This window comes from Pseudomonas marginalis (genome assembly GCF_008692035.1).
GTDB lineage: Bacteria > Pseudomonadota > Gammaproteobacteria > Pseudomonadales > Pseudomonadaceae > Aquipseudomonas > Aquipseudomonas marginalis.
In genome coordinates this window covers 670,575-682,687 of record NZ_VTFG01000002.1, presented here as the reverse complement: position 1 = coordinate 682,687, position 12,113 = coordinate 670,575, and the positions used below count along the sequence as shown (strand labels likewise).

Here is a 12,113-nt window from a genome sequence, read left to right as displayed (position 1 = left end):
TCTGAGTGGAGCGGGTGAAGGGAATCGAACCCTCGTTATCAGCTTGGGAAGCTGGAGTAATGCCATTATACGACACCCGCTCAGAGCGGCTGACTTTGTACCAGATGTGCGCCGGGATTTGAAGTTTTTCTTCGGAATTTGTGCAGCTTGCCGTGGCGAGCACGTCCGTTCGCCACGGCAAGCCTTCATTTCAGATGGCGAATGCATGCTGCGTCTGGCCCTGGTGATAACGCAATCGGCTGGCTTGCCGTTCCGGTTTCAAAAAGCCCACCACCGCGTCCCGGCTGTCCCGGCAGGCGGCCTTGTGCTCCATATCCAGGAAGTGCCCCGTCGCCTGGATGGTGCTGAAGCTGCTCTTCGTCACGTACTGCCCGAACTGCCTGGCATCCTCGGCGCTGGTGTATTCGTCCCATTCGCCGTTCAAAAACAGCACCGGCACATCGATCTGCCGCGCGGCCTTGAGGTAGCACAGGCGGTCGTTGTGCAGTACCTGGCTGATGTGAAAATGCATCTGCCCGTATTCGTGCTCGGCCAGGCTGCTCACATGCTTGTAGTTGAAACGCTTGAACAGCGACGGCAGGTGTTTGCCGATGGTGCTGTTGATCAAGTGCCCGACGCGGTCGCGGTCGAGGTTGCCGAGGTAGTCGACGCCACGCTCGAGGTAGTCGCGCATCGGCGCGTTGATCACCGGCGAGAACGAGCTGATCACGGCCTTTTCCACACGCCGTGGCCGCTGGGCGAGGGCCACCAGGGTGGCGGCGCCGCCCCAGGAGAAGGACAGCACGTGCTCGGCGGCGAAGTGGTCGATAAGCTCCAGGAGGATCTGGCCTTCGACTTCCTTCGTCAGCATTTGCTCATGACGGTTATGGATTTTGGAGCGACCGGCGTAGGGCTGGTCGTACAAAACCACATTGAATTGCGGGTACAGGCTTTTCACGGTTTGGGCGAAGGAGGCCGTGGTGGCCAGCGAGCCGTTGACCAGGATGATGGTCTTTTCAGCAGCATCCGCGCGGTAGAACTCCGTGTAAACCCGATACTGACCCTGTATATCCAACACAGCGATTTCTGGCCTCATGTCGTAAGACTCCTGGCAAGCGGGTAGGGCGCGCAGATCACTCTGCACGAGCTTTATGACAGGTAGGCATACGCCTGGAAGATGAGAGCCCATGTCGGTCCGATGACGGCTGGCCGACGGCTGTTGTTAGGGCGGGCTGTTTGCCTGGGAGGCCCGTAGATCAAGCGCGGGCGGGGCAAGGTGTTTCTTGGAGGTTATAGGCGACTCGCCAGTCATAATTTGGCTGACGGTTTGATTCAAGCAGTAGACCGGGGATGCCGCAAGTCGCGCAAATGGGTTTTTGCCATCACCGGCCGAACGGTCGTCAGACCTGTCGGATTTCTTCCTCGGACAGCGCCCGGTACTTGCCGGGCGCCAGGGCCGCATCCAAGCCCAATGGGCCCATTCGCTCACGGTGCAGGCCGATCACTTTGTTGTTGAAGTGCCCGAACATGCGCTTCACCTGGTGATAGCGGCCTTCGATGATGCTCAGCCGGGCCAGGCGTGGCCCCAGCAGCTCCAGCTCGGCCGGTTGCGTGGTCAGGTCTTCAAAGGCGAAATAAAGGCCCGCTGCAAAGGTTGCCGCGTATTCGGGGCCGATGTCCTGCTCCGTCTCTACCCGATAGACCTTGGGCAACTTGGTCTGCGGTTGCGTCAGGCGCCGCGACCACTGGCCGTCGTTGGTGATCAGCATCAGGCCGGTGGTGTTGAAATCCAGGCGGCCGGCGATATGCAGCTCGTCTTTGTCCGGCTCATCCAGCAGGTCCAGGACGGTCGGGTGTTGCGGGTCTGAGGTCGCGCTGACGCAGCCCTGGGGTTTGTGCAGCATGAAATAGCGCGCCGCTTTGCCCACCTGCAGTACGTCATCGTCCACGCACACGCGGCTGAATTCGCGCACTTCATGATGAGGGTCGCTGACTGCCACGCCATCCACCTTCACCCGCCGCTCCACCAGCAACACGCGCACTTGCTGGCGATTGAAACGCGGCAGGTTGCTGAGGAAACGGTCAACGCGCATTGCGAAGCTGCTCATCCACCTGAGCACAGCGCGGGCACAGGCAGGCTGTGTTGCGCAATGCATCGGGCAGCGCTTCAAGCACCGCCGGGTCGATGGTGACGCTGTAGCACCAGCACGGCTGGTCGGCGGTGCGTGGGTCGGCCAGGGTGCAATCGTTGCGGGCCCCGCAGGCGGGGCAAAGGGTTGGCGTGGTCATGGTCGGTGGGGCAGGGCCTCGGAAGTCCCTGCACGATACAGCGCCGGTCAGTCCCGTTCCAGCACCACGACCCGTTGGCCGGCGCCAATGCCGCTGCCCGGCTGCACCGGGATTTCCCGCACCACCCCGGCAAAGGGCGCCAGCACCGGGATCTCCATTTTCATCGACTCCAGAATCACTAGCACATCCCCGGCGGCAACCCGCGCACCCACGGCCACCGGCACCTGCCAGAGGTTGCCGGCGATAGGGCTGTCGATGCTGTATTCATTGGCCTTGAGCAGCGTGTCTTGCGCCGCTGGCGCCGCGAGCTCTTCGCTGTCGAAATGCGCCTGGCCGCTGACGATCCAGCGCTCACGCTCGGCATTGAACGCCTGTTGCTGTTGTTCACGAAAAGCACTGATCCCCGAGGCTTCCCGCGCAAGAAATGCCTGGTAATCCGCCAGGTTCAGGGTGCTCTCCTCGATATCCAGCTCGAAGCGTCCCAGGGGGAAATCCCGACGAATCCGTACCAGCTCATCCGCGCTCACGGGATAGAACCGAATCTGATCGAAGAAGCGCAGCAGCCACGGCTTGCCGTCAAACGCCGCCACTTCGCGATAGCGGTTCCACATCTGCAAGGTGCGCCCGACAAACTGATAACCGCCGGGCCCTTCCATGCCGTACACGCACAAATACGCGCCGCCGATGCCCACCGAATTTTCGGCGGTCCAGGTGCGGGCCGGGTTGTATTTGGTGGTCACCAGGCGATGACGCGGGTCCAGCGGCGTAGCCACCGGCGCGCCGAGGTAGACGTCGCCCAGGCCCATCACCAGGTAGCTGGCGTCGAACACGGTGTGGCGCACTTCATCGAGGTTGGCCAGGTCGTTGATGCGACGGATGAATTCCAGGTTGCTCGGGCACCAAGGGGCGTCCTTGCGCACGGTGGTCATGTATTTTTCGATGGCCAGTTGGCACGCCGGGTCGTCCCAGGACAGCGGCAGGTGCACGATGCGCGAGGGCACTTGCAGGTTTTGCCGGGTGCACACGGCGGTCCACTCGTGGCTGATCAGTGCGATCAGGTCGGCGAGGGGCAGTTGTTCCGGCTGGTAGTGGATCTGCAACGAGCGGATCCCGGGCGTCAGGTCGATCACGCCCTTCAGCGCTCGGGTTTCCAGGGCCTGCATCAGGGCATGGGCGCGAAAGCGCAGCACCAGGTCCAGCTCCGGCGCGCCGATTTCCAGCAGCAGGTGGGTGTCGCCGGCGAGGCGCGCGACCAGGCGGGTGTCGGCGTGGCCGATGTCCAGGATGATGGGGGATGCCAATTGCTCGATGCGGGCGGCTGACCGAGTTGGTCCCATCGCGAGCAAGCTCTGCTCCCACAGGGTTTCGGCATTCTTTTGATCCCAGTTCAGGGCAAGGTCGCGGGCGGTCTTGAGGTCCACCGGTTCAAAGCGAACCTTGTCACCGGCCTTGAGCTGGCCGAGTTGCCAAAGGTCCGCCTCGATCACCGTCACCGGGCACACGAAACCGCCCAGGCTCGGCCCGTCCGGTCCCAGGATCACCGGCATGTCACCGGTGAAATCCACCGCGCCGATGGCATAGGGGTTGTCATGGATGTTCGATGGATGCAGCCCCGCTTCACCGCCATCGGTACGCGCCCACAATGGCTTGGGCCCGATCAGCCGAACACCGGTGCGGCTGGAGTTGAAATGCACTTCCCACTGCGTGGCGAAGAACGTGTCGATGTACGCCGGCAGGAAGTATTCCGGTGCGCCGTGGGGGCCGTAAATCACCCGCAGTGTGCGGACCTCCGGCAGCGGTTCAGCGACTGATTGTTGCCCGGCGTTCCGGTCTTCCAACGGCAACAGATGCAACACATCGCCCGCCCGCAAGGCGCGCCCGCCATGCCCGCCAAACTGGCCGAGGGTGAAGGTGCTTTTGCTGCCCAGATAGTCCGGCACTTGCAGCCCGCCACGCAGGCACAGGTAACTGCGCGCCCCGGCGCCGGCGAGGGTGCCCAGGCTCAGGACCGACCCGGCCTCAATCAACAACGCGGTGTTCATTGGCACGGCTTGATCATTCAACCGCAGCGGGATTTCAGCGCCGGTCACGGCGACAACCGCCGCGCAATTGAAGCGCAGCAGCGGCCCGCTCAGGGTGATTTCCAGCGCCGCTGCTCCCTCCTCGTTGCCCAGCAGGCGATTGCCCAGGCGCAGCGCGCGGCTGTCCATCGGCCCCGACGGCGGCACGCCCACGGCCCAGTAGCCGAGGCGGCCGGGATAGTCCTGCACACTGGTTTGCGTGCCTGCGCTGATCACTTCAAACGTGGCGGCCACGTAGACCAGGCCTTCCAGGCACCGCGTCCACGGCCGGCCATTGGCAAAGGGCGGAGCCAGCAGGATTTGGCACAGGTAATCGCGGTTGGTTTCCACGCCGTACAACCGACTGTCACTCAACGCCCGGTGCAGATCCAGGCGCGCCTGTTCGCGGGTGGGCGCCCAGGTGATGAGCTTGGCGATCATCGGGTCGAAGTACGGCGGGATCTCGCAGCCGGCTTCCACCCAAGTGTCGATGCGCAGGCCCTCGGCCAGCGGGAAATCCACACAGGTCAGCAAGCCAGGGCTGGGCTGGAAATCGCGGCCCGGGTCTTCGGCATACAGGCGCGCCTGGATCGCGTGGCCCCGGGGGGTTAACTCGAGTGTGTTCAGCGGCGGCATTTCCCCGGCCGCCAGTTGCACCATCCAGCGCACCAGGTCCACGCCCCATACCTGTTCGGTGACGCCGTGTTCCACCTGCAAGCGCGTGTTCACTTCGAGGAAGTAGAAGCGCCCGTCAGCACTGTCATAGATAAATTCCACGGTGCCGGCGCTGCGGTAGTTCACGGCCTTGGCCAGGGTGATGGCGGCGGCGCACAGGGCCTCGGCCATGCCTTCGGGCAGGTTCGGCGCCGGGGTTTCTTCGAGGACTTTCTGGTTGCGCCGTTGCACCGAGCAGTCGCGCACGCCGAGGGCGATCACTTCACCGGCGCCGTCGCCGAACACCTGCACTTCCAGGTGGCGCGCGTGCTCGATGTACTTCTCGATAAACACGCCGGCATCGCTGAAATTGTTCTGCCCCAGGCGTTTGACCGCCTCGAAGGACTCGCTCAACTCCACGCTGCTGCGGCATACGCGCATGCCGATACCGCCACCGCCGGCGGTGCTTTTGAGCATCACCGGGTAGCCCACGGCGTCGGCGGCCAGCAACGCAGAGGCGAGGCTGTCGAGCAGTTCGGTGCCTTCCAGCAGCGGGATCTTGTGTTGCTTGGCCAGGGCGCGGGCGGTGTGCTTGAGGCCAAATACCCGCAGCTGTTGCGGCGTCGGCCCGACAAAGGCGATGCCGGCGTTTTCACAGGCTTCGGCAAACGCGGCGTTCTCCGACAGGAAGCCGTAGCCGGGATGGATCGCCTTGGCCCCACAGGCCTTGGCGGTGGCGAGGATTTTGTCCACCGCCAGGTACGTACTGGCCGCTGCGCCTTCACCGAGGCTGTAGGCCTCGTCGGCTTGCTGGATATGCAGGCTCGCCGCATCGGCCTCGGCGTACACGGCGATGCCCTTGACCTGCAGCTCGCGCAAGGTACGCAGGATGCGGCAGGCGATGGCGCCACGGTTGGCGATCAACAGTTTTTCGAACATGGCAAAACCCTGCGGGCCGTCCCGCAAAGTGGGGGAGCACTGCGGTCGTCCGCAGTGGGTGCAGTCAGTGTGGATCCCAGATTGGCGCGCTATTGTTTGCGGATGCACTGCCCGGCTCGGGATTGGCACAGGGCAAACAGCCAACGGCGCAGGCGCTTGAGTTTCAGTTCCATACCAGCAGCTCCGCAGGGGTGGGGTTGTAGGCGTTGCATGGGTTGTTCAACTGCGGGCAGTTGGAGATCAGCACGATCACATCCATCTCCGCCCGCAGGTCGACGTACTTGCCGGGGGCGGAAATGCCGTCTTCGAAGGTCAGCCCGCCGTCGACCGTCACCGGCACATTCATGAAGAAATTGATGTTCGGCCCGATGTCGCCTTTGCCCAGGCGGCCGTCGTGGGCACAGGCGCGCAGGTAGTTGTCGCGGCAGCTGTGCATGTAGCGTTTTTCCAGGGCGTAGCGCACGGTGTTGCTCTCTTGGGCGCAGGCGCCGCCGAGGGTGTCGTGGCGTCCGCAGGTGTCATCGACGATGGTCAGCATCGGCTGGCCGAGGTTGGAATACAGCACGCTGTCGGTGCCCAGGTACACGCTGTTCTGCCGGCGCAACGTGCGTTGCACGTCGTAGCGTTCACGGGGGTTTTTCACGCTGTAGAACAACGTGTCGACGGCCTGGTTGCCCTCCAGGTCGAGGATGCGCAGGGTCTGCCCGGCCTTGACCTCCATCAGCCACGGTTCGCCGGCGGGGATGGTTGCGCGGTAAACGGCCGCGTCCGGTTGTTTCAGTGCGATAGACATGGCAGCTCCTCAGGCGAACAGGCGGTCGGTGTTGATAAAGCCGCGCTCGTTTTCCGGGCGCGAGGTGCGGCAGTGTTCGGCGACGCTTTTGTCGGCGTTCATCCAGCTCAGTTTCAGCGGTTGCGGGGCGTATTGCGGGTTCGGGTCCATGGGGTGTTGCAGCGCGGTGAGCACTACCAGGGTGTCCATCGGCGCGTAGAGCTCGATGTAATCGCCGGCCTTGGAATGGCCCGGTACAAAGTGCAGGCCTCCGTCGCTGTCCACCGTGACTTTGCTGAACAGGTTGAGGGTCATCAGCAGGTCGGACAGGCCCAGGCCCCACTTGCCCAACTCCACCAACAGGTTGTCGGTGCCGTTGCGGAAGAAGCCATTGCGCAGTTCCTGGTAGCGGCCCTGGCCGTATTTCTCGGCGACTTCGGCGGCGCACAGTACGCCGCCGATGCTGTCGCTCCAGCCGCAGGTGTCGGCGGTGATCGCGGCCAGCACGCGGCCCATGTCCGAGTACAGGCAATGGCCGGTGGTGAGCTTGGCGGTGTGTTGGCATTTGAGACTGTCGGGCAGGTTCAGGCGCTCGGTTTTTTCGTTGGCGTTGAGCAGGGTCAGGCTGACGTTGGCGCCGCCGCGCAGGTCGGTCAGGCGCAGCAGTTGGCCGCGCTTGAGCACGAACGAACGGTGGCCGCCGCCGGGCAGCATTTCTTCGGCAAAGGGTGGGAACAGTTGGGTGGAATCGGTCATTTGGACGTGGCTCCAAGTTCGGCGGCGAGCGCCTTGCGGCGTTCGCTGTTCAAAGGGATGTCGTAGGTGATGCGCGCGCCGTAGGCGCCGGGGGCGTGGGGATCGACGCGAACCTTGTCGAACACCAGCAGGCGCGTGCCGAGGCTGAAGCCTTCGCTCAGGTCATGGGTGACCATGAACACCGTCAGCCGGGTTTCGCGCCACAGCGCCAGCAGCAGCTGGTGCATGTCCTTGCGAATGCCCGGGTCGAGGGCGCCGAAGGGCTCGTCCAGCAGCAACACGCGGGGTTTCATGATCAGGGCCTGGGCGATGGCCAGGCGTTGTTGCATGCCGCCGGAGAGCTGCGCGGGGTACTTGTCCAGGGCGTGGCCGAGGCCGACCTTGTGCAACAGCGCGGCAGCCTGTTCCCGGGCGTCCTTTTTGGCTTTACCGAACAGCCGGCCCAGCAGGCGAGAACGTGGCAGTTCCAGGCCGAGGGCGACGTTGTCGAGCACAGTCAGATGTGGGAACACCGAGTAGCGCTGGAACACCACGCCACGGCTGGCATCCGGCTCGGCGGCGAGGGCCTGGCCGTCCAGCAGGATCTGGCCCTTGCTCGCGCTTTCCTGGCCCAGCAGCAGGCGCAGGAAAGTCGACTTGCCACAGCCGGACGTGCCCACCAGCGTGCAGAATTCACCCTCGGCGACCTGCAGGTTGAGACCTTCGAGCACCACCTGATCGCCATAGCGCTGCCACACATTATTGACGCTGATAAAACTCATGCCCGCGCTCCTTCGTACCAGGGGAACGCACGCCGGGTCAGGGCCTTGAGGCCCCAGTCCATCAGCCAGGCGAGCAGGGTGATCCACACCACATAGGGCAGGATCACGTCCATCGCCAGGTAGCGCCGTACCAGGAAGATCCGGTAGCCCAAACCGTCGGTGGAGGCGATGGCTTCGGCGGCGATCAAAAACAACCACGCCGAGCCGAGCATCAACCGCAGCGAGATCAACAGACGCGGCAGCAATTGCGGCAATACCACACGCAGCATCAGGGTCCAGGTGGAGGCGCCGAGGGTCTGCGCCTTCACCAGCAGCTCGACCGGAATTTCCCGCGCGCGCTGTTCCAGGTCTCGGGCCAGGCACGGGGTGACGCCGATGACGATCAGCATCACCTTGGACAATTCCCCCAGCCCGAACACGATGAACAGGATCGGCAGGATCGCCAGCGGTGGCACCATCGACAGCACCGTCAGCAACGGTGACAACGGCGCGCCAAACAGCGGCAGCGTGCCGGCGGCGATCCCCAGGCACAGGCCGGCGAGGGCGCTGATGCCCAGGCCGATGGCGAGGCGCCGCAGGCTGGCGGCGCTGTCCTGCCACAGCACGTATTCGCCGGTGCGGGTGTCGGCGTTGAAGGCCAGGCGCTTTACCGCGTCAAGCATTTGCCCGGCACCGGGCAGCAGCTTGTCGTTGGGGTTGTCCGCCAGGCGCTCGGCCGAGCCCACGAAGTAGGCGAACAGCAGCAGGGTGAACGGCAGCAGCACCAGCAACAGGCGGCTGGAACGGTCCGGGTGACGGTTGATCAGGCGCATGGCCGGGTCCTCTTACAGCTTGCCGTCGGCGGCCATCTGTACGTAGCTGGGGTCGAACTGCAGCTTGAGGTTGGCCTTGTCGCCACTGGTCACACCGTTGGCGAAGCGCATGCCCACGGCGCTGGCGTCCTTGGCGCCTTCACCCAGCAGGCCGTGTTTAAACGAGAACTCGGCGACTTTGCCCATGGTGGCGGGCAACTGTGGACTGATGGCGAAGGCCAGGGCTTCCTGGGGCGTGGCGAACAGCTTGGTAGTGTCCAGTTGCGACTGGAAGCCCGCAAGGTCCGTGCCGGAGGCCTTGGCCATATGTTCGAGGGCTGCGGTGCTGGCGGGGCCCTTGGCGCTCATCAGCGCGACCACTTCGAACCAGGCGCCGGTGAGGGCTTTGCCCAGCTTGGGGTTGTCTTTGAGGACCTGGGTGTTGACCACCATCATGTCCATGATTTCGCCGGGCACTTTGCTCGAGTCGAACACCTGGCTCACCCCAGGCTTGGCCTTGATCTCCGAAAGCATCGGGTTCCAGGTGGTGACGGCCTGGACCTGGTCGGTGTTGAACGCCGCCGCGATGTCGGCATCGGAGGTGTTGACCACCTTCAGGTCTTTTTCCGTCAAGTCCGCCGACTCCAGCGCGCGGGCCAGCAGGTAGTGGGACACCGAGAGTTCCACCAGGTTGACGTTCATGCCCTTGAGGTCGGCCACGGTCTTGCCGGTGCCCTTGATCACCACGCCGTCGTTGCCGTTGGAGAAGTCGCTGACCACCAGCGCGGTGCTGTCCACGCCACCGGCGGCGGGGATGGTCAGGGCGTCCATGTTGGTCATGGTGCAGCCGTCGAACTGGCCGGCGGTGTATTGGTTGATGGATTCGACGTAGTCGTTGAGCTGCACCATGTCGATGGTGATGCCGTACTTCTTCGCCCACTTGTCGAGGATGCCTTGGCTGCCGGCGTACTCCCACGGCATCCAGCCGGCGTAGATCGTCCAGCACACGCTGAAGTGTTTTTTGGGGGCGGCTTGGGCCTGGACGCTCAGCACGGCGGCAAAGACGACGGCGAGCAGGGCGGGTAAACGGATTGAGGGCATGGGTCTTCTCCAGTTGATCAAGGGCGAGCAGGAGCAACGCGGCACCGTGAACGGTGGCTTGTCTCCCGGGCTTTTATCCCGCCGTGTAACCTCAACTGGAGGTCGCCAACTCTCGGACCAGCCACTCGCTTTCGGCGAGCCGGAACCCTAGTCGGCCATTGCAAATTGTGGTGCCGCGAACCTGTGATGAATCCTGCACGCAAGAGACAAAGCGAGAGTCGTGCCAAGTGGCTTCGATGCCCGGCGGTTCAGCCGGGCGGGCGGGAGAGGAGGGGGTAGAAGAGGGCGTTGTGCGCCACGCGGGTGCGTCGGCGCACTGCTATGAGGCGCTTACAGCTGGAACTTGCTGACCAGCACATTGAACGAGGTGGCCAGGCGCGACAGGTCCTGGCTGGAGGCGTTGGTCTGGTGCGCACCGGCGGCGGTCTGGGTCGACAGGTCCTGGATGTTGAGCAGGTTGCGATCCACTTCGCGGGCCACCTGGGCCTGTTCCTCGGACGCCGAGGCGATCACCAGGTTGCGCTCGTTGATGCTGGCCACGCTGGCGGTGATGCGCTCCAGCGCCTGACCGGCATTTTGCGCCAGGGTCTGGGTGTTGTTGGCCCAGGTCAGGCTTTTGTTCATGGCGGCCACGGCGCCATCGGCACCGGCCTGGACTTCACCGATCATTTTCTCGATGTCGACCGTGGAGGTCTGGGTGCGGTGGGCCAGCGCGCGCACCTCATCGGCCACCACGGCAAAACCACGGCCTTGTTCACCGGCTCGGGCAGCTTCGATGGCGGCATTGAGGGCCAGCAGGTTGGTCTGGTCGGCAATGCCGCGGATCACATCGATCACCTTGCCGATTTCGCGCACCTGGTTGGCGAGGTCGGCGACCGATTGGGTCGAATCGTTGATCTCGACCACCATCGATGACATGCCCGACACGGCCTGCTCCACCTGCTGGCGACCGTCCTCGGCTTCGGCGGTGGCCTGGCGCGACGCCTCGGAGGTCGACACGGCGTTGCTCGCCACTTCGTCGACCGCTGCGGTCATCTGGTTGACGGCGGTGGCGGCTTGCTGGATTTCGTCGTTCTGGCGGGTCAGGCCGCGGCTGCTTTCGTCGGTGACCGCGCTCAGCTCTTCGGCGGCTGACGCGAGCTGGTCGGAAGCGTTGGCGATTTCCACCAGGGTGCTTTTCAGGCCGCCCTGCATATCCGACAACGCCATCAACAGTTGCCCGGCTTCGTCGGTGCGCTCGGTAACGATGGCTTGGGTCAGGTCACCCTTGGCAATGCGCTGCGCGCCTTCCACCGCCTGTGCGATGGGGCGGGTGATGAGCCGCGTGATCAGCACGCCAATGATGATTGCAATGATGAAGGCCAGCACGATGCCGGCAATCATCCAGGTCATCGCACTGTTGCGCAGATCGTCGGCGGCGGCGGCGCCTTCCTTGATCTGGCGGTTATTGGAGTCGACCATCACGCGAATCAGCTCACGTGCCTGGCGGAACAGTTCATTGTTACTGGTGTTGAGCTGCGTACGGGCTTGCTCAAGCTGGCCGGCATCGAGCATCGCGATGATGCGTTCGGAGTTACTGACGTAGGTGGGCCAGATCTGGTCGAACTTGTCGCCGGCTGCCCGTTCGTCATCTTCCAACGGTGTGGCGCGATAAATGGCGTAGGCGGTCTGGCTGCGTTTGAGTTCGTTGGCGATGTCCTGGCGCACGCGTTCGCGGTCCTGCTGGGCCACATCGCCATTGCTGGCATCCACCAGGCGATACAGGCCACGGTTGTGGGCGACCATGCCATTGAGGGTGGCGGCGGTATTGCTCACCGAGACCAGGTTGTTCGAGAAGGTCAGTTCAAGCGCCGAAGCCAGCCGTGTCACGCCCTTGATACCCAAGGCGCCCACGACGAGGGTGATGAACGCGCACAATACAAATGAGAGCAGCAGTTTGGTTGAAATCTTCATGACTGGAATCCGGGTATGAGGGGAGGAAGCTCGCGCTAGAGCCTCCCTGGCATTGTGC

10 protein-coding genes, 1 tRNA gene and 1 riboswitch are annotated in these 12,113 nt (G+C 63.8%); all 11 genes read right to left on the bottom strand.

What is annotated here, in order from left to right; translation table 11 throughout:
- Positions 1 to 6: 6 nt before the first annotated feature.
- Positions 7 to 80 (bottom strand) — tRNA-Gly (locus FX984_RS23190).
- Between the two features lie 110 nt (positions 81 to 190).
- Positions 191 to 1,075 carry an alpha/beta fold hydrolase gene (locus tag FX984_RS23185; protein ID WP_027604342.1) on the bottom strand — a complete coding sequence of 295 codons (885 nt, stop codon included), beginning with the start codon at positions 1,073 to 1,075 and terminating at the stop codon, positions 191 to 193.
- Positions 1,076 to 1,379: 304 nt separating this feature from the next.
- On the bottom strand, positions 1,380 to 2,072 hold the full coding sequence (locus FX984_RS23180) for a 16S rRNA pseudouridine(516) synthase (protein WP_098480223.1): 693 nt from the start codon (positions 2,070 to 2,072) through the stop codon (positions 1,380 to 1,382).
- Positions 2,062 to 2,268, bottom strand: coding sequence for a cysteine-rich CWC family protein (locus FX984_RS23175; protein WP_065938870.1), 207 nt, complete (start codon positions 2,266 to 2,268; stop codon positions 2,062 to 2,064). The genes FX984_RS23180 and FX984_RS23175 overlap by 11 nt, the downstream gene beginning before the upstream one ends.
- Before the next feature lie 47 nt (positions 2,269 to 2,315).
- On the bottom strand, positions 2,316 to 5,921 hold the full coding sequence (gene uca / locus FX984_RS23170; RefSeq protein ID WP_108573985.1) for an urea carboxylase: 3,606 nt from the start codon (positions 5,919 to 5,921) through the stop codon (positions 2,316 to 2,318).
- A 163-nt stretch (positions 5,922 to 6,084) separates the two neighbouring features.
- Positions 6,085 to 6,714, bottom strand: coding sequence for an urea amidolyase associated protein UAAP2 (locus tag FX984_RS23165; protein WP_146475790.1), 630 nt, complete (start codon positions 6,712 to 6,714; stop codon positions 6,085 to 6,087).
- A 9-nt stretch (positions 6,715 to 6,723) separates the two neighbouring features.
- Complete coding sequence (locus tag FX984_RS23160; RefSeq protein WP_027604337.1) at positions 6,724 to 7,449, bottom strand: urea amidolyase associated protein UAAP1; 726 nt, start codon at positions 7,447 to 7,449, stop codon at positions 6,724 to 6,726.
- Positions 7,446 to 8,210: an ABC transporter ATP-binding protein gene (locus tag FX984_RS23155; protein WP_092356554.1), complete on the bottom strand. Its 765-nt coding sequence runs from the start codon at positions 8,208 to 8,210 to the stop codon at positions 7,446 to 7,448. The genes FX984_RS23160 and FX984_RS23155 overlap by 4 nt, the downstream gene beginning before the upstream one ends.
- Entirely contained in the window at positions 8,207 to 9,022 is an 816-nt protein-coding gene (locus tag FX984_RS23150) for an ABC transporter permease (protein ID WP_146475789.1), read from the bottom strand. The genes FX984_RS23155 and FX984_RS23150 overlap by 4 nt, the downstream gene beginning before the upstream one ends.
- A gap of 12 nt (positions 9,023 to 9,034) precedes the next feature.
- On the bottom strand, positions 9,035 to 10,102 hold the full coding sequence (locus tag FX984_RS23145) for a putative urea ABC transporter substrate-binding protein (RefSeq protein WP_092356557.1): 1,068 nt from the start codon (positions 10,100 to 10,102) through the stop codon (positions 9,035 to 9,037).
- Between the two features lie 60 nt (positions 10,103 to 10,162).
- Positions 10,163 to 10,264, bottom strand: a riboswitch (guanidine-I (ykkC/yxkD leader).
- 168 nt (positions 10,265 to 10,432) lie between these two features.
- On the bottom strand, positions 10,433 to 12,055 hold the full coding sequence (locus tag FX984_RS23140) for a methyl-accepting chemotaxis protein (RefSeq protein ID WP_027604333.1): 1,623 nt from the start codon (positions 12,053 to 12,055) through the stop codon (positions 10,433 to 10,435).
- Positions 12,056 to 12,113 lie beyond the last annotated feature (58 nt).

Excerpts from the sequence above, each read along its gene's own strand:
- FX984_RS23185 (WP_027604342.1), bottom strand. The coding sequence starts at position 1,075 with ATGAGGCCAGAAATCGCTGTGTTGGATATACAGGGTCAGTATCGGGTT.
- FX984_RS23180 (WP_098480223.1), bottom strand. The coding sequence starts at position 2,072 with ATGCGCGTTGACCGTTTCCTCAGCAACCTGCCGCGTTTCAATCGCCAG.
- FX984_RS23175 (WP_065938870.1), bottom strand. The coding sequence starts at position 2,268 with ATGACCACGCCAACCCTTTGCCCCGCCTGCGGGGCCCGCAACGATTGC.
- uca (WP_108573985.1), bottom strand. The coding sequence starts at position 5,921 with ATGTTCGAAAAACTGTTGATCGCCAACCGTGGCGCCATCGCCTGCCGC.
- FX984_RS23165 (WP_146475790.1), bottom strand. The coding sequence starts at position 6,714 with ATGTCTATCGCACTGAAACAACCGGACGCGGCCGTTTACCGCGCAACC.
- FX984_RS23160 (WP_027604337.1), bottom strand. The coding sequence starts at position 7,449 with ATGACCGATTCCACCCAACTGTTCCCACCCTTTGCCGAAGAAATGCTG.
- FX984_RS23155 (WP_092356554.1), bottom strand. The coding sequence starts at position 8,210 with ATGAGTTTTATCAGCGTCAATAATGTGTGGCAGCGCTATGGCGATCAG.
- FX984_RS23150 (WP_146475789.1), bottom strand. The coding sequence starts at position 9,022 with ATGCGCCTGATCAACCGTCACCCGGACCGTTCCAGCCGCCTGTTGCTG.
- FX984_RS23145 (WP_092356557.1), bottom strand. The coding sequence starts at position 10,102 with ATGCCCTCAATCCGTTTACCCGCCCTGCTCGCCGTCGTCTTTGCCGCC.
- FX984_RS23140 (WP_027604333.1), bottom strand. The coding sequence starts at position 12,055 with ATGAAGATTTCAACCAAACTGCTGCTCTCATTTGTATTGTGCGCGTTC.